This is a genomic window from Streptomyces stoeckheimensis (assembly GCF_045822005.1).
Taxonomy (GTDB): Bacteria; Actinomycetota; Actinomycetes; order Streptomycetales; family Streptomycetaceae; genus Streptomyces; species Streptomyces stoeckheimensis.
The window spans coordinates 7,394,602-7,414,876 of sequence record NZ_CP169550.1 but is presented as its reverse complement, the minus strand read 5'-3'; the positions used below and the strand labels follow the sequence as shown (position 1 = coordinate 7,414,876).

The window sequence follows — 20,275 nt, the reverse complement described above, 5'->3', positions numbered from 1 at the left end:
AACGGCAGTTGAACGGCGCCTTCTGGGCCGGGTGGCGGTGGCAGGGTGGGCGCCATGGACGGTCGTGGGCTGGTGCGTGCGGTGAAGGACCTCGGCGGCGAGCGGGGGCGGCGCGCCTGGCGCTCGGCCTGGCGCAACCGGCGCGTGGACGCGGTGGGGCTCGCACCCCGGGGTGCGGAGCGGGCGCGTGTGCCGGGTCTGCTGACCGGTGCCGAGGCCCGGCCGGGCGGTGGGGTGCTCCGGTTCACCCGTTCGGAGCTACTGATCCGGGTCACCGTGGGCGGGGCGGTGTTCTGGGGCTGGGACGGTGCCGCGCCGACGCCCTCGTACGCGGTGGTGGGCAGCGGCCCGGAGCCGGATCCGCGCGCCGAGCTGGAGCCGGACACCGACGGCGGGTGGCGGGTGGTGTCCGAGCGCGTGACGGTGGCGGTGTCCCGGCACGGGGCGGTGGAGGTGCGCACCCCCGGCGGGACGGTGCTGAGGCGGGATCTGCCGCCGCGGTGGTGGGACCCGGTGCCGGGGCGCTCCGCCGGATCCGGGGGTGGTGCGGCGGCCGGTTCCGTTGGTGGTGGCGGGGCGGGCGGAGCCGGGGGAACGGGCAGCGGCGACGGTGCGGGCGGGCGGGGCATTGGCGCGCGGTGGCTGTTGCGGAGCGAGGTGGCGGCGGACGCACGGGTGTTCGGGCTGGGCGGGCGGGCGGTGGGGCCGCGGTTGCGGGACGGGAGCTACCGGCTCTGGAACACCGATCCCGAGGGCGGGTTCGGGTCCGGGCCCGGCGAGGACCCCCTGTACATCACGATGCCGGTGCAGCTGGTGGTCGCGGACGCGGGTACGCACCTGGTGTTCCACGACAACTCCTGGGACGGCCGGGTGGTGTTGCGGGAGGGTGAGGAGGGCGCCGGCTCGGGGGCGGACCGGCCCGGCTCCTGTGAACTGCGCATGGAGGGCGGCCCCTTGCGGTGCTGGGTGCTGGTGGGGCCGCCCGGGCGCGTGTTGCAGGGCTGGTCCGGGCTGACGGGCGGCGCGGCCGTACCTCCGGACTGGGCTCTCGGGTACCAGCACGCCCGCTGGGGGTTCGGCAGCGCGGCGGAGGTGCGCCGGATCGTGGCGGGGTACGCCGAGCACGGGCTGCCGCTGTCGGCCGTGCATCTGGACATCGACCACTACGACGGCCACCGGGTCTTCACCGTGGACCACGAGCGCTTCCCCGATCTTCCGGGGCTGGCCCGGGAGTTGGCGGACGGCGGCGTCCGGCTGGTCTCCATCGTCGACCCGGCGGTCAAGGCCGGCGATCCGGTGCACACCGCGGGGCTCGCGGTCGGCGCGCACGGGGCCTTCGTACGGGACGGGGCGGGCCGGGAGGTCCGGGGCGAGGTGTGGCCGGGCGAGTGCGCGTATCCGGACTTCACGGATCCGGCGGTGCGGCGGTGGTGGGGCGGGCTGTACGAGGAGCGGCTCGCGCAGGGCTTCGCCGGGGTCTGGCACGACATGAACGAGCCGGTCTCCTTCGCCCCGTTCGGGGAGCGGACGCTCCCCCGGTCGGCGCGGCACGCACTGGACGGGGCCGGCGGGGACCACCGCGAGGCGCACAACGTGTACGCCCTCGCGATGGCGCGCGCCGGCTGGGAAGGACTCGTACGGCTGCGGCCGGCCGAGCGGCCGTTCCTGTTCTCCCGGTCGGGGTGGGCGGGGATGCAGCGGTACGGGGGCACGTGGTCGGGTGACGTGGCGAGCAGCTGGGACGGGCTGCGGGCCTCGCTGGCCCTGGTGCTGGGCCTCGGGCTGTGCGGGGTGCCGTACTCGGGGCCGGACGTCGGCGGCTTCTGGGGTTCGCCCTCGCCGGAGTTGTACCTGCGGTGGCTGCAACTGGGGTCGTACCTGCCGCTGTTCCGCACCCACTCGGCGATCTTCGCCGGCCGTCGGGAGCCGTGGGAGTTCGGGGAGGAGACCACCCGGGCCGCGCGGGCCGTCCTGGCGGAACGGGAGCGGCTGCGCCCGTACTTCGTGACGCTGGCCCATCTGGCGCGGCGGACCGGGGCGCCGTACGTGCGGCCGTTGTGGTGGGGGGCGCCGGAGGATCGGGCGCTACGGGACTGCGAGGACGCGTTCTTGCTCGGTGACGCCCTGCTGGTGGCTCCGGTGCTGGAGTGCGGGTCGGACCGGCGGGCGGTGCGGTTGCCGCGCGGGCGCTGGTACGACACGGCGACGGGCCGGGCGTACGAGGGGCCGGGCCAGATCCTGCTGGACGCCCCGGCGGACCGGATCCCGGTGCTGGCACGGGCGGGCTCGCTGCTGCCGGTGCGGGCGGCCGACGGGTCGGTGGTCCTCGAGGCGTGGGCTCCGGCGCGGGGCCGCACGGGCGGCGGGGTGGTGATCCGGGACCCGGGGCCGGGCTTCGAGCCGGGCGAGGTGGAGCGGTACGTGGTGCGGTGGTCCGGGGACGCGGTGGTGGTGGAGGACGAGGCCGGGGAGCGGGTGGACGGGGTGGTGCTGCGGGGGCTTTGAGCGGCCGGGGCCCGGCCGGCCTCTAGGGCCTGGCGTCAAAATCCCGTCGTCGCCCGAAGGGCGGCCGCGTGGCGTCTGGTGCGTGCTCTCGGCGTGCCGGGCGGAAGCCCGCGTACTGGACGTACTTGACTTCCGTCCGGTGCGGCGAGAGCGCGTGCCAGGCGTCGCGCGGCAGACGGGAGTTTGACGACAGGCCCTAGGGCGTACGCGTGTACCGGCCCTCGAACCAGGCCCCGGCGGCCTGCGTGTGGAGCGGGAACGCCAGTTGCTCCGGGCCGCGCAGGATGTGCCAGCCGGTGGTTTCGTCCGTCGGGGCCGACACCGGGAGGGAGGCGGCCGGGCGGACGGGCAGCAGGCCGAAGACGAGCAGGTGACCGGCCGGGGAGCTGAGGGTGTCGGCGAGGGCGACCTCGGAGGCCGGGGCGTGGATGCCGGTCTCCTCGCGGAGCTCGCGGACCACCGACTCGCGCCAGTCCTCGCCGAAGTCCATGAACCCGCCGGGCAGGGCGATGCCGCCGAGGGCGGGCTCGATGGTGCGGGTGATGACCACCAGGCCGGTGCCGAGCTCGTCCTCGACGGGGAGCAGGGCGACGGCGACCGGGAGGGGATTGCGGTAGGCGACGGCGCCGCACGAGGGGCAGGTACGGGGCCAGTCGGCCGAATCGAACAGGGCTCCACAGGCGGAGCAGTGCGAGTCCTTCAGGTGCGCCGGCATGCGGCGATGGTATGCCAAGGGACATGCGGATGGCTGTCGTTGCGGGATGGGTGGGTGCGCTGGCCGTGCTGGCGGCGATCACGTCGGGGGCGACGGGGGTGGCGGCTGCGACGGGCGTGGTGGGCGCGCCTGGAGCGCACGTACCCGGAACCGGGACCGCGCCCCGAACGGCAGTCGCGCCCGGGGCGGTGGCCGCGCCGGGGGCGGTGATCTCGCCTGGAGCGCACGTGCCCGGAACCGGGACCGCGCCCCCGGCGGTGGCCGCGCCGGGGGTGGCCGACGGGCCGGGCGCGGCGCGCACGCCGAAGGCGGTGGCTGCGACGGGCGCGGTCGACATGCCGGGAACGGTGAGGGCAGCGGGCGCGCCGGGTGTGGAGGGCCCGGGCGGTGTGGCTGGGGCGCGCTCGGGCGGCGGCGGGGCCGGGGTCCGTGGGTTCGCCGTGGTCGCCGAGGTGGATGCGAGCATCGGGCAGGACATGCGGTACGCCACGGCGGGGAACTTCACCGGGGCGGTCGTGGACGGCTACGACGAGCCCGTCTGCCTGCTCGCCCGGCCCGCCGCCGAGGCGTTGCGGCGGGCGCAGCGGGAGGTGCTGCGGCGGGGGTACTCGCTGCTGGTGTACGACTGCTACCGGCCGCAGCGGGCCGTCGACCGGTTCGTGCGCTGGGCCCGGGACGGGGCGGATCAGCGGACCAAGGCGGAGTTCTATCCGGAGGTGGCCAAGGACCGGCTGATCCCGGAGGGGTACATCGCCGAGAAGTCCGGGCACAGCCGTGGCAGCACCGTCGACGTGACCTTGACCCGGCTCGGGCGGGGGCCGCTCGACATGGGGACTCCGTTCGACTTCTTCGATCCGCACGCGCACACCGACAGTCCGCGGGTGACGGGTCCGGCCCGTGAGAACCGGGACCTCCTCAGGCGGGTGCTCGGCCGGCAGGGGTTCGTGAACCTGCCCCAGGAGTGGTGGCATTTCACCTACCGGCCGGAGGCGTTCCCGGACGCGTACTTCGACTTTCCCGTCTCTGTCGCCTCCGTGCACCGCTGAGTACCGTGCCCGCATGACATTCAGTTCGTACGAGGAGTTCTGGCCCTACTACGTCGCCATGCACTCCCGCGCCGCCACCCGCTGGATCCACCTCACCGGCACCCTCTCCGGCCTCGCCCTCACCGTCTACGGGCTGGCCCGCGGCCGGAAGCGGTACCTCGCCGCGCTCCCCCTGATCGGGTACGGGACGGCGTGGCCGGCGCATTTCCTGATCGAGCGGAACAACCCGGCCACCTTCGGCAATCCGGGGTGGTCGCTGCGCGGGGACGCGCAGATGATCCGGATGATGCTGGCCGGGCGGGACGCGGAGCTCGGCGAGATCGCGCGGAAGTGGCTCGCCGAGAACCCGTGCGAGAACCCGAACGAGGACCGCGCTCCCGGGGGTGCGCTCCCGCTCGTTCCCTGACAGACTTCTGACGGTTCGTCAGATGCCGGTTTCGGGAGGGGTCTTGGAACGCACACGCACACCCGTGGTCAGCGGGTGGTTCACCGGGGACTACGCAGAGGGCACGGACGGCACGGACGGCGGGTTCCGGCTGCTCGGCACCCGGTGCTCCGCCTGCGCCGCCGTGTTCTTCCCGCGCGAGGACGCGTACTGCCGCAATCCGCGCTGCCCGGGCGGCGGCGAGCTCGCCGAGACCCCGCTGTCCCCGCACGGCCGGGTCTGGTCCTACACGGACGGGCGGTACCGGCCGCCCGCGCCGTACGTGTCCGACCCGGACGCGCCCTGGACCCCGTACACCCTGGTCGCCGTGGAGCTGGAGGCCGAGGGGATGGTCGTGCTCGGGCAGGCCGCGCCCGGGGTGGGCGTCGGCGATCTGGCGGTCGGGATGGAGGTCGAGGTCGTAGGCGGCGTGCTGAACGAGGATGCCGACGGCACCACCTGGACCACGTGGAACTTCCGCCCCGTCGGGGTGGAACAGTGAGCGCCGACATCGCCGTCCTCGGGGCCGGCATGCACCCGTGGGGCAAGTGGGGCCGCAGCTTCGTCGAGTACGGGCGGGCCGCCGCGCGGGCCGCGCTCGCCGACGCCGGGCTGGACTGGACCGACGTGCAGTCCATCGTGGGGGCCGACACCGTGCGCTCGGGCTACCCCGGCTACGTGGCCGGAGCCACCTTCGCGCAGGCACTGGGCTGGCAGGGCGCACGCGTGACCAGCGTGTACGCGGCCTGCGCGTCCGGCGCCCAGGCCATCGGCGCGGCCCGGGCGCAGATCCTCGCCGGGCTCGCCGACGTGGTGCTGGTGGTCGGGGCGGACGCCGCCCCGAAGGGGTTCTTCGCACCCGCGGGTGGGGACCGCCCCGACGACCCCGACTGGCTGCGCTTCCGGGTGCTGGGGGCCACGAACCCGGCGTACTTCGCACTGTACGCCCGGCGCCGGATGGCCCTGTACGGGGACACCGGTGAGGACTTCGCGCAGGTCAAGGTGAAGAACGCGGCGGCCGGGCTGCTGAACCCGAACGCCCGCTACCGCAAGGCCGTGACCGCCGAGGAGGTGGCCGCCTCGGCGATCGTCGCCGATCCGCTGCGGCTGCTCGACATCTGCGCCACCTCCGACGGGGGCGCGGCGCTGGTGCTGAGCAGCATGGACTTCGCACGCTCGCGCGGGGTCGCGGACCCGGTGCGGATCCGGGCGGTGTCCACGGTGACGCCCACGTATCCCCGTACCGTCCTGGACCTGCCGGACATCGCCACCGACTCGGTGACGGCCGGAGTGGCGGGATCCGGCTCCTTCCGGGCCTCGATCGCGCGGGCCGCGTACGAGGAGGCGGGGCTCGGGCCGGACGACCTCTCGCTCGCCGAGGTCTACGACCTGTCCACCGCGCTGGAGTTGGAGTGGTACGAGGACATCGGCCTGTGCGGCGAGGGCGAGGGGGCCAAGCTCGTACGGGAGGGCGCGACCGCGCTGGGCGGGCGGATCCCGGTCAACACCAGTGGTGGACTGGCGTCGTTCGGGGAGGCGGTGCCGGCGCAGGCCATCGCCCAGGTGTGCGAGCTGACCTGGCAGCTCCGGGGCACGGCCGGGGAGCGTCAGGTGGCCGGGGCGCGGGCCGGAATCACCGCGAACCAGGGCCTGTTCGGGCACGGATCGGCGGTCGTCGCCGTGCGTTGAACGGGGACGGTGGCCGCTGAACTGCGGCTGCTGTCCGAATGCTTGACGGCCCCCGGTGGCGGGTTCACACTCTCTCCACGGTCCCGCGCCGCCACCGGGATCCCCTGATCCCCCATGAGAGCTGCGGCCCGTACCCCAGTCGGCGGGGGTACGGGCCGCCTCCATGTCGCGGCCCGGTCCGAAGGAGACGCCAGGAGGCGCCACGAGGCGGCCTAAGACGTCGTCAGGCTCTGGCGGCGGGCCCTGGCCAGGGTCATCGCGTGTTCCACGACCCCCACCAGGACGTCCTTCACCGATTCCCGGTCCCGTGCGTCGCACAGCAGCACCGGTACCTCGGGAACGAGGTCCAGGGCTTCCCGTACGGTCACCACGGGGTACTGCTCCGCTCCGTCGAAGCAGTTCACGGCGACCACGAAGGGGATCTCGCGGCGCTCGAAGTAGTCGATGGCGGCGAAGCAGTCGGAGAGCCGCCGGGTGTCCGCGAGGACGACGGCGCCGAGCGAGCCCTGGGCCAGCTCGTCCCACAGGAACCAGAAGCGGTCCTGTCCGGGGGTGCCGAACAGGTACAGCACCAGGTCCTCGCGCAGGGTGATGCGCCCGAAGTCCATGGCCACCGTGGTGGTGGTCTTGCCCTCCACTCCCCCGGTGTCGTCGATGGTGCGGCCCGGCTCGGAGAGGCGTTCCTCCGTCCGGAGCGGTCTGATCTCGCTCACCGCACTGACCAGGGTGGTCTTGCCCACCCCGAAACCGCCCGCGACCAGGATTTTCAGGGTCAGCGGCTCGACCGGCGTCACGGCATGCATGGCGCCGGTGCGGCTAGAGCGCCCGAAGGCCATCGATCACCTCACGCAGAATGGATTCGTCGGGCAGTTCGGCCGGGGGGACCGGCCGGTTCACGTGCACCAGTTCGTCGTCGACGAGATCGCCGATCAGGACGCGTACGACCCCGACCGCGAGGTCGAGTTCGGCCGCGAGTTCCGCGACGGACTGCGGGCGGAGCAAGCAGAGCCCGAGGATGTCGGCGTGTTCCGGGGACAGCGTCGTGTCCCAGACCGGGTCGTCGGCCGCGGACTCGGCGACCACCAGCGCGATCAGGTCGAGGCGGTGCTGCCCGGCGTGGCTGGTCCGGCCGCGGGTCATCGCGTACGGACGCACCACCGGACCCGCGTCGTCGTCGAACCACTGCTCGGCAGCGGCGTCGGAAGCCGCGTCGGCGGCGGTGCCGGGCGGGTGGGCGGGGTGGTCCTGGCCAGGATCGCTCATGCCGTCCGACTCACCCTCCGGCTGGCAGCCCGGTGCGCGGGGCGGTCGCCAGGTGGTCACCGACCCGCTTGACCATGAGGGTCATCTCGTACGCGACCTGGCCGACGTCGGAATCGGAGTCCGCGAGCACGGCCAGGCAGCTTCCATCGCCGGCCGCCATGACGAACAGGAACGCCTCGTCCAGCTCGACCACGGTCTGGCGGACCCGGCCGGAGTCGAAGTGGCGGCCGACGCCCTTGGCGAGGCTGTGGAAACCGGAGGCCACGGCGGCCAGGTGCTCACTGTCCTCCCGGGTGAGGTCCTTGGAGCTGCCGGTGGGCAGGCCGTCGCCCGAGAGGACCACTGCCTTGCGGATGCTGGCGACCCGGTCGACGAGCTCGTCGAGGAGCCAGTTGAGGGGGCCGGAGCCACGGCCCCTGGTGTCGTTGCCGGACTGCGGTGCGGTCATCGACCGTCCCCTTCGTTCTCGCTACCGGAACCGGGGGCGGCAGGAGTGCCGGCCCCGGTCACGGACTGGTGTGGTGCGTTCTGCTGCGCTTGCTGCGTCTGGTCGGCCCGCTGGACGTACGGGGCCTGCTGGGGCTGCTGGGTGTACGGGGCCTGCTGGATGTGCGGGGCCTGCTGCGCCTGGGCGGCCTGCTCCGCCTGCTGCCGCGCGTGGTGGTCGCGGCCCGCGGTCCAGCCGCGCTGGAGCGAGGACATGCGACGGCGTACGTCCTCGGCGTCGCGGTCGGCCACCGGCTCGGCGGCGGCTCCGGCGGGTGCCGGGGCCGGGCCGTCCTTGAGCTGGGGCGCGAGGCTGGCCTGGCGGATCCGCCGCGGCAGGGTCGCCCCGGGGGGCGCCGTCGCGGGGCGTGCCGGGCCGTTCGGGACCGGCCCCGCCTGCGCGGGGTCGGGGACCGCCGCTACGGGGCGGGGCTCGACGCGGCGGCCGTGCTCGGCCACCAGGGTCGGGGCGGGGCGGCGGCGCGGGAGCGGGACGGCGCCGGGCGAGCGGGCGCCGTCGGGACGGACGGAGTCCGCGCGCGCCGGCTCCAGGCGGACCGGGCCGGTGGGCGGCAGGGGCTCCCGCTCGCGGTCGCGGTGGTCACGGTCCCGGTGGTCGCGGTCGCGGCGGTCACGGCCGCGGTCCCGGTCGCGGAAGCCCTCGCCGAGCCGGGCGCCGCCCCGCTCGGCCGGGCCTTCGGTGGACCGGTCGCCCTTCCAGAGGCCCGTGCGGTCGCCGGAGCCGTCCGCGGCCCGCTCGCCCATGCGGTCCGCCATGCGGTCGCCCTTGCGGGGACCGCCACGGTCGGCGTGCCGGTCCGTGTGCGGGCGGGCGGCCGGGCGCAGGCCGAGCAGGGAGTTGCGCGAGATGCCGTTCGGCGGGGTCTCGTCGTCGAGGGTGGCCATGGCGGGCCTGCCCTTGGCCCCGGAGACCCCGGTGAGCCCGATGGTCCCGGCGGAGCCCGCGCGGCCGCCGGCGGTGTCTTCCGGGGCCGGGACGGGCTCGTCCAGCCCCAGCATGCCGATCGGGGCCTCCAGCTCGACGGGGCCGCGCAGTTCGGCGCCGGCCGGGAGCCGGCGGTCGGTGCCGTTGCCCTCGGCGACGGCCTTCGGGCGGGCGGAGCCGACCGCGCCTCCGGACATCCTGCCGCCGGCCAGCCGGATGCCGGTGCCGTTGGTCTCGGGAGCCTCCGTCAGCAGGGCCACCGGGAGGAAGACCACCGCGGTGGTGCCTCCGTAGGGGCTGATCTGGAGCCGGACCTTGACCTCGTGCCGGTGCGCGAGCCGGCTGACGACGAACAGGCCGAGCCGGTCGGTGTCGGAGAGTTCGAAGTCGGAGGTCTCGGTGAGCCGGAGGTTCGCGTCGAAGAGCGCCTCGGGGGTCATGCCGAGGCCGCGGTCGTGGATCTCCAGGGTGAAGCCGTTGGCCACGCGCTCGCCGAGCACCTGGACCGCCGTGTGCGGCGGGGAGAAGACGGTGGCGTTCTCGAGGAGTTCGGCGATGAGGTGGGTGACGTCGGCCACGGCCGGGCCGGCGATGCCCAGGCGCGGCAGCCGGCGCACCTCGACGCGCTCGTAGTCCTCCACCTCGGCGACGGCGGCCCGTACGACGTCCATCAGCTGGACGGGCTTGCGCCACTGGCGGGAGGGCGCGGCGCCGGAGAGGATCACCAGGCCCTCGGCGTGGCGGCGCATGCGGGTGGTCATGTGGTCGAGGCGGAAGAGGTCGGCGAGCTCCTCGGTGTCCTCGGTGCGCCGCTCCATGGTGTCGAGCAGGGTGAGCTGGCGGTGCAGCAGCACCTGGTTGCGGCGGGCCAGGTTGACGAACACCTCGGACACCCCGCGACGGAGCTCCGCCTGCTTGACGGCGGCCTCGATGGCCGCGCGCTGGAGGGAGTTGAGGGCCTGGCCGACCTGGCCGACCTCGTCCTTCTCGTACTCCAGACGCGGGGCCTCGGTCTCCACGTCCACGTGCTCGCCGGCGGCGAGGCGGCGCATCACTCCGGGGAGGCGGATGCCGGAGACCTCGTGGGCCTCCTTGCGGAGCCGGGAAAGGTCGCGGATCAGGTCCCGGCCGACGCGCACGGACAGCACGAGGGAGACGACGAGGGCGATGAACCCGAGCACCCCGGCGAGGGCGGCCTGGACCAGGACGTCCATGGCGACGGGCTCGACGCGCTTCTGGTAGCGGTCGCCCGCGGCGGTGCCCATGACGGCGAGGTCTTGGAGCACCTTGCCGGTGGCCTCGTCCCACTGGGCGGCGGTCACGTTGCGCGGGCTGTGGGTCGCGCCCTGGACGAGGAACCGTTCCTCCGCCTCGCGCAGGGCGCGGCTCTCCGGGCTGGTCCAGTACTGCTCGAACTGCTCCCGGTCGGCGGCGGGGAGGATCGCGAGGTTGAACTCGTAGAGCAGGTTGCGGTTGGCCACGAAGTCGGAGACGTGCCGGACGTCCGCCTGGCTGACGTTGCGGGCGGCCAGGGCTCCGGCGACGAGGGCGTCCTCGCGGGAGAGCGTTTCGCGGGCGCGGGTGATGCCGACGAGGGCGCGGCCCTGCTTGTCCATCTCCACGTCCTCGAGCGCGTGGAGGTTCATGAGGAAGTCGTAGCAGGGGTCCACGAGCCGGTTGTAGAGCTCCAGCGCCTGGTTGGTGTCGACGGAGCCACCGTCCACCGCGCCGCGCAGCGCTCCGATGCTGCGGAAGGCTTCGAGGATGGAGTTCAGGTGCCGGGCGCTGGACGGGGCGAGTTCGTCGACGACCTCGGGGTCCTTGGCGTCGGCGGAGATCCTCTCCACCGCCTCGTCGGTGGCCGCGCGGCTCTTGGCCAGCTCGGTGGTGGCGTTGGAGGCGCGCGGGTCGCCGATGACCACGAGGGTCTGGCGGCGTTCCTTCTGGATGACGCGGACGACGTCCTCCACCGGGTAGCCGACCTTGTCGATGACGTAGGCGACACCGAGCAGTTGGACGGCCTGGCGGCCGGTGATCACCGTTGCGAAGCCCCAGAGGGCGGTCAGGGAGACGAGCGGCACAAGGAGCAACGCCACGATCTTCCGGCGGATGGACTTCCCGCGAAAGCGCATGGCCTCCCCAGCCTCCCCAGCTCAACCCCGTTACCGGGGGTTGGTGTTCCGTCATTTAAACGGCGTGAGCCTACTACTGACACGGCGAACCTTCGAAGGCCTGTCCGGACGTTTTCGGCCTGACCCCCGGACGAAGATCACGAGTTGTCCGGAAGATCCGGTGAAGTGCGGCCCGATATGTGGCAGATGACACTCGGTGGGGCCTCGGTCCCCGTCGCAGAATGGATGGCTGGAATTCTTCGTTCCGCGATACTTCGGGGCGTCCCGCGCGTCCGGGATCCGGGAATCTCTCGGCCTCTTCGTGCGTCTACCTGTTCGGGGCGGGCATGAGCGGCCGCGAGGAGGGGAGGGAGCCGACCATGGCGAAGAGGTACGAGAACAACGGGGCCGACGGCGGCAACGGTGCGGAGCCCGGGGTGCAGCGGGGGCGCGTCCTGTGGGTGGACCAGCTGGCGGGTCGACGGCGCATGCCGGATCCGGTGCGGACGTCCGCCGTGCGGGCGGTGCTGATCGTCGCCGTGACGCTGACGGACGCGACGATCGCCTTCTTCCTGACGGTCACCGGCTCCTGGCTGGCCCTTCCGCTGTCGCTGTGCGGGATAGCGGGGGTGGTCGTGGCCACGTGGGGCGTGCTCGACGTGCTGATCACCCGGCAGGCGTGGAACCAGCGCTACGGGGTGCTCTCGGAGCCCAGCAGCACGGCGCGGGGCCGGCGGCGCGAGCGCCGCAGGGCACGCCGGGAGGCCCGCTCGGCGCCTCCGCTGCCGCCCCGCGCACCCGGGCTCGGCGAGGCGACCGGCATCTGGCCGCCACCGACGGGCACCGGGCGGGGCTGAGGCGCGCCCGCGCCGATGCCCTGGCCGGCGCTCCGGACTCCGGCCCGCCGGACGGAGTCCGGAGCAGCGCCGCGAAGCCGGGGAGGCCCGCCAGGGCCGCACCGCGCGAGCGGCGCGTCAAGAAGGCTGGGCCCGCCAGGGCCGCACCGCGCGAGCGGCGCGTCAGGAAGCGGGGCTGCGGCGGTACATGCGGGTCGCCGTGATCTCGCCGTGGATCGTCTCCCCCTCCGCGAACTGCTGGGGCAGGCCCGGGCGCAGGTGTTCCTCGACGCTGATGTACTTGAGCCCCGCGCGCAGGTCGGCGTCGTTGCGGAGCCGGATGACCAGCGGGAACTCGGCGAGGGCCGTGGTGTCGAACAGGCCCGTGGTGTACAGCAGCTGGACGCCGAGCGCGTCCGAGACGGCCCGCTGCAGTTCCAGCAGGTACGTGGCGTTCGCGCGCCCGATCGGGTTGTCGAGGAAGAGCGTGCCCGCGTGCCGGTGCTTGTCGCGGCCCCGGTCGTTGCTGCGCAGCGCCGCCATCGTGCAGTACAGCGCGATCGCCGCGGTGAGCAGCTGGCCGCCGGAGAACACGTCGCCCATCTGGCCCACCGGGACCCGCTCGGCGCGGAGCACCGCGTCGGGCTTGAGGATCTCCACCGCGATGCCCTTGGGCTCCAGGGCCGCCTGGACCCCGTGCAGCAGCAGCGACATGCCGTCGCGGCGGCCTTCGCCGAAGGAAGCGGTGCTGTTCTTCTTCACGGCGGCGCGGGTCGCCTCGTCGATGACCTCGCCGAGCCGCTCGGTGAGGGTTGCCTGGTCGGGCTCCTCGAAGCGGATGCGCAGGAACTCCTGGCCCGACCACTCCCCCAGGCCCTCGGGGAGCTGGGAGAGCCGCTGGGCGGAGCGCAGGGTGGCCAGGGCCGACTCCACGAGGCCGCGCAGCCGGTCCACGATGCTGTCCCGGTTGCGCTCCAGCTGCGCCAGCTCGTCGGTGAGGACGCGCAGCCGGGGGGCGAAGGCGACGGCCCAGGCCGCCGCGTGCTCGGGCAGGGCGGAGGCGGGCAGTTCGCGGATCTGCTGGCGCGCGGGGGTGCGCACCTGCTCGTAGCGGTTGGCGTTGGCGTGCCGGACCAGGATGTCGCTCGCCTCGCGGACGGCGGCCTCGGCGGCCGACAGGTCGGCGGCGCAGGCCCGTAGCGAGCGGCGGGCCTCGGTGGCCGACTGGCGGGCCTCCTCCAGGCTGCCGGGGTGGGCCACCGGCTCCTGCTCGTCCTCCTGGTGGGTGTGGTCCCTCAGGAGGTCGCGGAGCATGGCCGCGGTCTCGTCGAAGCCGCCCGCGCCCTCCTCGGCGGTGCGGTGGGCGCGCAGCAGGTCGGCGTGGGCCGCGCGGGCGGACTCCACGGCGGCGGTGTGGGCGGCGAGTTGGGCGGTGGCGGTGCGGAGCCTGGCCTGGGCCTCCTCGACGTTGTCGGGGATCAGCTCCTCGGGCAGCTCGGTGTGTGCCTCGCCCTCGGCAGGGGCGTGCCGTTCGGCCTCGCCGCGCAGCCGGCCGAGCTGCTCGCTCGCGGTGGAGGCGCGCGTCTCCAGCATCTGGACGAGGGCTTCGGCGCGGGCGGCGGCGGCCTGCCGGGAGGGGCCGTCGGCTCCGTCGGTGCCTTCGAGGAGCTGGGCGGCGCGGGTACGGACCTTGTTGGTGAGGCGGTCGAGTTCGGCGAGGGCCACGCTCTCGTCGCTCTCGGCGCGGGCCTGTTCGGAGCGCAGGTCGGCGCCGACGCCGACCTTCTCGTAGAGCTGGGAGGCGGCGCGGTAGGCCTCGCGCAGCGCCGGGAGCGGCGCCTTGGCCGTGGCCCCGTTCCCTGCGGGGGACTTGGGCAGCGGATCGGGGGCTCCGGCGATCTCGGCGCGCTCGGCGCGCAGGGCGCGGGCGGTGCGGCGGGCGTCGTCGGCGGCGCGCTGGGCGGCGCGGCGGTCCTCGTCGGCGGCCCGGGCCCGGTCGAGGCAGACCTCGGCGCGGGCCTCGGACTCGGCGGCGTCGTCGGCGAGTTCGCGGAGCTTGGTCTGCCAGCCGGCGCGTTCGCGGAGCCGGTAGGCGAGGCCCGCGAGGGCGTCCGCGACCCGGCGGGCGCGCTGGGCGGTGTCCTGGCGCTCGTCGCGGACGCGGGCGGCGTCGGCGGCGGCCTCGTCGGCCTCGGCGCGTACGGTACGGGCCTCCGCGAGCTCGGCGTCGGTCTCCTCGGCGAAGCCGCGGGCGGCGGCGGCCTGCTCCGCCAGCTCGGCGAGGCGGCCGGGAGGGCAGCCGGTGCGCCAGGACAGCAGCCGGGCGGCGAGCTCTCGGTCGCCGGACAGCCGGGCGGCGAGCTCGCGGATCTCGGTGTCGCGGGCGGCGGCACGGGCGCGCAGCGCCTGGCGCTCCTCGTCGGCGGCGTGCTCGTCGTGCATGGCCGGGTTCGGCGGCACGATGAAAACGCCGTAGATGCCGGACCCCGTGGCGTCGCCGGCCGGGGGCACCGGCGCCAGCAGGGCCGCGGCGGTGCCGACCGCGACGGTGGAGCGGGGCAGCAGGGCGGCGCCGGAGAGGACCTCGCGGGCCCGCGAATGGGTGTCGGGGTCGGTGATGACCACGCCGTCGACGAGTTCGGGGCGGGCGGCGAGGACCGCGGCGTGGTCGGCCGGGTCCACGGACTGGGCGAGGTAACGCCAGCCGGGGAGGGCCGGGATGCCGTGTTCGCCGAGGAACTCGACGGTGGCGAGGACGTCGGGGCCGGGCGGCAGCAGGCCGCCGTCGCCGAGGGCGCCGAGGATGCGGGAGTCGTCGGCAGCGGCGGTGCGCAGGTCGAAGAGCTGGCGTTCGGCGGTGGCCACTCCGCGGGTCAGCAGCTCGCGCAGCTCGTCGGCGCCCCGGTCGAGGTCCTCGACGGTGAGCCAGCCCGCGGTGGCGGCGTTCCGGGGCGTGCCCGGACCCGTGGCGGGGTCCTGGGGGGCGCCCGCGGCGTCGGTCCCGGTCCCGGTCCCGTCGGTCGGCGTACCGCCGCCGGTGCGCGGGGAGGCGCCCTCGGTGCCGGGGGCCGACGGGGCTCCCAGGAGGGCGGCCAGGCGCGGGGCCCCGGCGAGGGAGGCGGCGGCCCGGTGCTCGGCGTCGTGGGCGGCGTCGGCGGCGTCGGCGGCGTCCGCCGCGCGGGCGGCGGTGAGTTCCGCGCGGATTCCGCCGCGGCGGCCTCGCGGGCGGCCTCGGCGGCTGCGCGGGCAGCCTCGCGGGACTCGTCCCAGGCGGCCACGGCCGTCTTCTCCGCGTCGGCGGCGGCCAGCGCGGCGCGCGCCGGGTCGGCGTCGGGGGCGGAGTCGTCGAGCCAGCCGGCCCGGACGGCCTCGGCGGTCTCCTGCTGGACCTCGGCGAGGCGGGCGCGCAGGTGCTCGGCCTCGCTGCGGGCCCGCTGGGCGGCCGTGGCTGCGGCGGTGGCCGCGCGGTGGGAGGCCTCGCCGGTCTCCTGGAGGACGGCGGAGCGCTCCTCCTCCTCGTTGGCGGCCCGCTCGCCCTGCTCGGCGGCCGCGTGCAGGGCCCGTACGAGCTCGGTGGCGGCGGTGGCCCGGGCGGCGAGCGCCGGGGCGGCGTCCCGCTCGGCCTCCAGGATCGCGGCGGCGACCCGGGCGGAGCGGTCGGCGGCGGAGCGGTGGCGCAGGACGTGCTCGGCGGCCTGCCAGGCGGAGTGCAGGGTGCGGGCTTCGAGGAGTTCGCGGCGCTGCGCGGCGGCGGCCTTGTCGGCGACGGTCAGGGCCAGCGAGGCGTGCCGGTAGGCGAGTTCGGCCGAGACGGCGGCGCTGCGGGCGCGCGCGGATTCGGCGGCGGTGACCTGGTGGGCGGCGCCGGTGACGCGCTGCGCGAGGTCGGCGGCGCGGCCGCGCTCCTCGCCGGCGCGGGCGGACAGGCGCCGGGCGAGGGTGCGCGTACGGCGTTCGGCGCCGGCGTGGACGTCGCGCAGCCGGGAACGGGCCGCGGCGGCCTCGACGATCTTGTTCAGGAGCTCCACCGAGCCCGCGGTGAAGTCCCGTTCGGCCATCAGCTCGGCGCGGCGGCCGAGCTTGTTGCCGAAGCCGTGGACGAGGTCGGCGAGGCCGTCGGTGTCCCGGGTGTCGGTGACTGCGCGCAGCAGCAGGTCGGTGAAGTCGGAGTCCTTCTTGACCGCGAAGAGGCCTGCGGCCTCGCCCTCGTCGGCGTTCATCTCGCGCTGGTAGCGGAAGAGTTCGGGGTCGAGGCCGAGCTCGGTGAGGTGCTCGTTCCAGCGGTCGTGGATCTCCTCGAAGTACACCTCGAGGTGCGGGTACGCCTTGCCGGCTTCGGTCAGGGCGTCGCGGAAGCCCTTCATGGTGCGGCGCCGCCCCTGGGCGCCGGAGGCGCCTTCCACGGGCGGGCGGACCGAAGTGGCCTCGGCCACCGGGAGGTTGTCCAGGCTGAGGCCCGGTCCGGGGCGGAAGGAGTACCAGGCCTCGGCGAACTTGCGCGGGTCGTTGGAGACTTGGCGGCCGCGCCATTCGCTGACCTTGCCGACGACCACGCACTCGCCGGTCTGGGTGTGCTGCCATTCCAGTGCCACGTGGCCGCAGTCGTCGGCCAACAGGAACTTGCGCAGGACTCCGGAGCTGGCGCCGCCCAGGGTGTTGCGGTGGCCGGGCAGCATCACCGAGAAGATCAGCTTGAGCAGGACCGACTTGCCGCCGCCGTTCTCCAGGAAGAGCACTCCGGCGGGCGCGGGGCGGCGCGGCGGGCCGGTGGGCTCGTCCTCGAAGAACTCCGCCTGGGTGGGCGCCGGGTGGGGCACCGGCTCGCCGACTCCGCGCAGGTCGAGCACGGTGTCGGCGTAGCGCGCGCCGGCGGGCCCGATGGAGTAGAGGCGGATCCGGGACAGCTCGTACATGGCGGCGGACTCTCGTCGTTTTTCGTAGGTCGTACGTGGGTCGTACGGGGACGGGTGGCGGGCGGTGGCCGGGGGCGGGCGGCTCAGGCGTGGAAGGGCAGGCCCGCGTCGGCGGCGAGTTCGAGGTCGTCGCCCTCGGGCGGCGGCAGCAGGCTGGCGGAGCCGTCGCTGACGGGGACGACGCCCAGGTCGAGGAGCTCGGCCATGGCCGCGCTGCCCGCCATGTCACGGACCTGGAGCTGGTAGCGGGGGGTGGTGCGGTACGTGCCTCCGGCCTCGTCCCCGGTGCGCTGGAGGAAGCCGGAGTCGGTGAGGAAGGCCGCGGCCTTGCCGACGATGCCGGTGGTGGAGCCGGCCAGGCGGCGGGCGTCCTTGGTGGCGCCGGTCGCGCTGCGGCGGGCGTAGACCCGCCAGGCGGCCTCCAGGCCGGGGGCGTCGGAGGCCGGGTCGGTGTTCTCGCCGAGTTCCTCGGCGCGCTCCTCCAGGCGGCGGCAGGTCTGCCGGACGAAGGCGTCGACGCCGTTGACGGTGATCCGGCCGATGTAGCCGTCGTCGGCGAGGTCCTCGGGGCGGGGGAAGGCCAGGGCGGCGACGGCGAGGTGGGCGAGGCCGTGCAGGAAGCGGTCCGCGGAGTCGGCGGTGGTGCGGCGGGCGTAGTCGCCCATGCGGACGGCGAAGACGGAGTCCTCGCCGGCGGCCACGGCCATGCCCGCGCGGGAGGACACCTCCAGGACGACGAGGCCGAGTCCGGTGGCGACGGCGTCGGCGAGCCGGGCGAAGGCGGGGTCCTCGCGGTAGCGGCGCAGCAGTTCGGCGTACTCCGCGTCGCGGGCGGGCAGCAGCTTGGGCTGGAGCCCGAAGGCGACGAGGCGGGCCGCGTCGGCGGCGTCCGCCGGGGTGACGGGTGCGTGCGTGGCGGGTCCCTGCGGGGCCGGGGCCTGTGCGGGTGCCTGGACCGGAGCCGGGGCCTCGTGGGCGTCGGGCTCGCTCCACGCGGGGTGCTGCTCGGCGTGGTGGTCGCTCACGGGCGGGTCTCCTCGGTGGTACGGGTGGTGTGCGTGCGGGTGGGACGGGCGCTGGCGAGGGGCGGCGCGGCGGCTCGCGGCGCAGTGGTGGGCGGCACGGCTGGGTGCGGCACGGCGTGCGCCGACCGGGCTGCGGCAGGACCGGCAAGCCCGCCAGGCCCCGCAGGCCCGCCAGGCCCGGCAAGCCCCGCAGGCCCGGCGAGCCCCACAGGCCCGCTAGGCCCCGCAGGCCCGGCAAGCCCCACAAGCCCCGCAGGCCCGGCAGGACCGGCAGGACCGGCAGGACCGGCAGGACCGGCAGGACCGGCAGGACCGGCAGGACCGGCAGGACCGGCAGGACCGGCAGGACCGGCAGGACCGGCAGGACCGGCGGCAAGGAGTCTTCCCCCACCCCGCCCCTTCCCGAAAGCAGGGGCAAGCCCCCACACCCCCGGGTGGGACCGGGCCGCCAGGGGCTCCGCCCCGGCTACCGAGCCTGTGGGTGCGGCCCCGGGGCCGCCGGCCCGGCCGGGCGGGGCCGTACGGCGAACAGCGCCGGCACGGCCGTGCAACGGCGCGGGACCGGCCCCCGCCGACGCGGACCGGACGTAGGACGACGCAGGACCGAAGCCCGCCGACGCGGACCGGACGTACCGCCGCGCAGGACCGAAGCCCGCCGACGCGGACCGGACGGACCACCGCGCAGGACCGAAGCCCGGCGTCGTGGAACGGACGTGCGGCCGGTCGGGGTCGGGCGTGGGGCGGGGGCTTCTGGAGGGGTGGGTCATGCCGCCTCCGTGCGGTCCGCCGTCATGGCTGCTGCGTCCAGGAGGGCGGTGCCGACGATGAGGTCCGCGCCGCCGAACTCCGGGTCTTCGAGTTCCGTGCCGTCGTCGACCGCGAAGAGGAGCCGCTCCTCGCCCTGGCGGTACGCCGTGCCCACCGCCGGGCTCGCCGCGTGGACGGCCAGCAGGGCGACCAGGTACGGCAGGTCGGGGTCGGAGCGGCGGGCCTCCGCCAGGAGGCCGGACAGGCGGCGCGGGGCGTCGTGCGGGAGTTCGAGGAGTGCCATCGCGGCGGCGAGCTGCTCCTCGCTGAAGCGGCTGTCGTCGGGGGTGGCGATCAGGTCCGGCTCCGGCATCTCCACGCCGAGGTGCTCGCGCTCCACGGGCGGGGTGAGGAGGATCTCCACCAGGTCCGCGACGCGGACCGAGACGGGGGTGCGCAGGCCCGCGCCCGAGGCGAAGAAGGCGTCCGTGACGCGGATGGCCGACGCGACCGGAAGCGGCAGCGTGGGGGCCACGAGCTGCCCGTACAGGTCGATCCCGGAGCGCGGCGCGGGGGCCGCGAAGGCCTGGCGGTCCTGTTCGGCGCGGAAGAGCGGGCCCGCGTCCAACAGCCGGGACTGGAGCTGGGTGTGGCGGCGGATGCAGTCCTTGACGATGTCGACCAGTTCGGCGGCGCGCCGCTTGTTGTCCGGCTCTTCCGCCTCGTCGCGGGCCTTGCGGATGTTGGTCAGGATCGCGTTCTCGTGGCGGTAGCGGTCGGCGACGTGGTCGAGGGCCTCCGCGATCATGTCGGGGACCGTCACCAGCCAGTCCACCGCCCGCACGTTGCGCCGGGTCGCGTCCAGCGTGCGGCGCAGGGTCTCGGCGTACTGGACGGTGCGGTAGCGGGCCTGCTCGGCGGCGAGTTGGGCGTCGGCGAGCCGGCCCCGGCTGATCAGGACCTCCAGCTTGACCTCGGCGGCGATCTGCGCGCTGGTGACGTCCGTGTCGAGGGCGCCGACCAGGACGTTGACGGCCTCGTCCGTCGTGCGCAGGTACACCGCGCCGCCGTAGCCCGGGACTTCCTCGATCAGCTTGAAGTCGTAGTCGCGGCGGACGTAGACCCCGTCGGGGCCGAACGTGCCGTAGATCGCGCGGAATCCGCGGTCGACGCTGCCGACGTTGATCAGGTTCTCCAGCACCCAGCGGGCCACCCGCTCGTGCTCGGCCGCGGGGCGCGCCGGTGCCTGGGCGGCGACGCGCGGCAGCAGGCGGGCCACTATCTGCTCGTGGTCCGCGCCGGTGTCGAAGTCCATGTTGAGCGTGACCAGGTCGATCGCGGCGAGCGCGACCTCCGCCATCGCGTAGACCCCGTACTCGCCGGCCAGATTGGCCTTGCGCACGTCGAGGTCGTGGAGCGGGGCGGTGCAGGCGAGCGCGCGCAGCCGCCGGGCCAGGCCCTCGTCGGCGGCCGGGCCCGACGCCGGGGAGGGAAGGGTCTTCGCCGGGGCAGGGAGAGTCACGGGCAAAGACTAGGCGCTGACCCTGACAACATCCCAAACGGGATGGT

The 20,275-nt window shown here is 75.2% G+C and carries 13 protein-coding genes and 1 pseudogene; 6 read left to right on the top strand and 8 right to left on the bottom strand.

Going from position 1 to position 20,275, the window contains the following annotated elements; all coding sequences use genetic code 11:
• The first annotated feature begins 54 nt into the window (after nt 1-54).
• The gene (locus tag ACE1OC_RS33665) at nt 55-2,505 is read left to right on the top strand and encodes a glycoside hydrolase family 31 protein (protein ID WP_407840141.1); all 2,451 of its coding nucleotides are present in this window, start codon (nt 55-57) and stop codon (nt 2,503-2,505) included.
• Nucleotides 2,506-2,701: 196 nt separating this feature from the next.
• Here the strand turns inward: ACE1OC_RS33665 and ACE1OC_RS33660 are convergent, their stop codons facing one another.
• On the bottom strand, nt 2,702-3,220 hold the full coding sequence (locus ACE1OC_RS33660) for an NUDIX domain-containing protein (RefSeq protein WP_407840140.1): 519 nt from the start codon (nt 3,218-3,220) through the stop codon (nt 2,702-2,704).
• A 335-nt stretch (nt 3,221-3,555) separates the two neighbouring features.
• Between ACE1OC_RS33660 and ACE1OC_RS33655 the strand changes: the two genes are divergently transcribed.
• The 4 genes from ACE1OC_RS33655 (at nt 3,556) to ACE1OC_RS33640 (ending at nt 6,379) form a co-directional block, all read left to right on the top strand.
• Nucleotides 3,556-4,266 (top strand): M15 family metallopeptidase, encoded by a 711-nt coding sequence (locus tag ACE1OC_RS33655; protein ID WP_407841763.1) that lies wholly within the window; start codon nt 3,556-3,558, stop codon nt 4,264-4,266.
• 13 nt (nt 4,267-4,279) lie between these two features.
• Entirely contained in the window at nt 4,280-4,672 is a 393-nt protein-coding gene (locus ACE1OC_RS33650; RefSeq protein ID WP_407840139.1) for an Mpo1-like protein, read from the top strand.
• A 64-nt stretch (nt 4,673-4,736) separates the two neighbouring features.
• A complete protein-coding gene (locus ACE1OC_RS33645; RefSeq protein ID WP_407841762.1) occupies nt 4,737-5,192 on the top strand; it encodes a Zn-ribbon domain-containing OB-fold protein in 456 nt (151 codons plus the stop codon).
• Nucleotides 5,189-6,379, top strand: coding sequence for a lipid-transfer protein (locus tag ACE1OC_RS33640; protein WP_274547821.1), 1,191 nt, complete (start codon nt 5,189-5,191; stop codon nt 6,377-6,379). Before ACE1OC_RS33645 ends, ACE1OC_RS33640 begins: the two co-directional genes overlap by 4 nt.
• Before the next feature lie 212 nt (nt 6,380-6,591).
• Here the strand turns inward: ACE1OC_RS33640 and ACE1OC_RS33635 are convergent, their stop codons facing one another.
• From ACE1OC_RS33635 to ACE1OC_RS33620, 4 genes are read right to left on the bottom strand one after another with little or no spacing between them, the layout of a single operon-like run.
• Nucleotides 6,592-7,215 (bottom strand): GTP-binding protein, encoded by a 624-nt coding sequence (locus ACE1OC_RS33635; protein ID WP_407840138.1) that lies wholly within the window; start codon nt 7,213-7,215, stop codon nt 6,592-6,594.
• The gene (locus ACE1OC_RS33630; RefSeq protein WP_407840137.1) at nt 7,196-7,642 is read right to left on the bottom strand and encodes a DUF742 domain-containing protein; all 447 of its coding nucleotides are present in this window, start codon (nt 7,640-7,642) and stop codon (nt 7,196-7,198) included. Before ACE1OC_RS33630 ends, ACE1OC_RS33635 begins: the two co-directional genes overlap by 20 nt.
• 10 nt (nt 7,643-7,652) lie before the next feature.
• Entirely contained in the window at nt 7,653-8,090 is a 438-nt protein-coding gene (locus tag ACE1OC_RS33625) for a roadblock/LC7 domain-containing protein (protein WP_250751327.1), read from the bottom strand.
• A complete protein-coding gene (locus ACE1OC_RS33620) occupies nt 8,087-11,206 on the bottom strand; it encodes a nitrate- and nitrite sensing domain-containing protein (RefSeq protein ID WP_407840136.1) in 3,120 nt (1,039 codons plus the stop codon). Before ACE1OC_RS33620 ends, ACE1OC_RS33625 begins: the two co-directional genes overlap by 4 nt.
• 359 nt (nt 11,207-11,565) lie before the next feature.
• Between ACE1OC_RS33620 and ACE1OC_RS33615 the strand changes: the two genes are divergently transcribed.
• Nucleotides 11,566-12,042, top strand: coding sequence for a hypothetical protein (locus tag ACE1OC_RS33615; protein WP_407840135.1), 477 nt, complete (start codon nt 11,566-11,568; stop codon nt 12,040-12,042).
• A 177-nt stretch (nt 12,043-12,219) separates the two neighbouring features.
• Here ACE1OC_RS33615 and ACE1OC_RS33610 read toward each other — a convergent pair.
• From ACE1OC_RS33610 to ACE1OC_RS33600, 3 genes and pseudogenes are all read right to left on the bottom strand, one after another.
• Nucleotides 12,220-16,934: pseudogene (locus ACE1OC_RS33610) on the bottom strand (hypothetical protein); the annotation flags it as partial.
• Between the two features lie 83 nt (nt 16,935-17,017).
• Entirely contained in the window at nt 17,018-17,959 is a 942-nt protein-coding gene (locus ACE1OC_RS33605; RefSeq protein WP_407840134.1) for a hypothetical protein, read from the bottom strand.
• Nucleotides 17,960-18,722: 763 nt separating this feature from the next.
• Nucleotides 18,723-20,228: a hypothetical protein gene (locus ACE1OC_RS33600; protein WP_407840133.1), complete on the bottom strand. Its 1,506-nt coding sequence runs from the start codon at nt 20,226-20,228 to the stop codon at nt 18,723-18,725.
• Nucleotides 20,229-20,275: the final 47 nt, after the last annotated feature.

Excerpts from the sequence above, each read along its gene's own strand:
- ACE1OC_RS33665 (WP_407840141.1), top strand. The coding sequence starts at position 55 with ATGGACGGTCGTGGGCTGGTGCGTGCGGTGAAGGACCTCGGCGGCGAG.
- ACE1OC_RS33660 (WP_407840140.1), bottom strand. The coding sequence starts at position 3,220 with ATGCCGGCGCACCTGAAGGACTCGCACTGCTCCGCCTGTGGAGCCCTG.
- ACE1OC_RS33655 (WP_407841763.1), top strand. The coding sequence starts at position 3,556 with ATGCCGGGAACGGTGAGGGCAGCGGGCGCGCCGGGTGTGGAGGGCCCG.
- ACE1OC_RS33650 (WP_407840139.1), top strand. The coding sequence starts at position 4,280 with ATGACATTCAGTTCGTACGAGGAGTTCTGGCCCTACTACGTCGCCATG.
- ACE1OC_RS33635 (WP_407840138.1), bottom strand. The coding sequence starts at position 7,215 with ATGGCCTTCGGGCGCTCTAGCCGCACCGGCGCCATGCATGCCGTGACG.
- ACE1OC_RS33630 (WP_407840137.1), bottom strand. The coding sequence starts at position 7,642 with ATGAGCGATCCTGGCCAGGACCACCCCGCCCACCCGCCCGGCACCGCC.
- ACE1OC_RS33625 (WP_250751327.1), bottom strand. The coding sequence starts at position 8,090 with ATGACCGCACCGCAGTCCGGCAACGACACCAGGGGCCGTGGCTCCGGC.
- ACE1OC_RS33620 (WP_407840136.1), bottom strand. The coding sequence starts at position 11,206 with ATGCGCTTTCGCGGGAAGTCCATCCGCCGGAAGATCGTGGCGTTGCTC.
- ACE1OC_RS33615 (WP_407840135.1), top strand. The coding sequence starts at position 11,566 with ATGGCGAAGAGGTACGAGAACAACGGGGCCGACGGCGGCAACGGTGCG.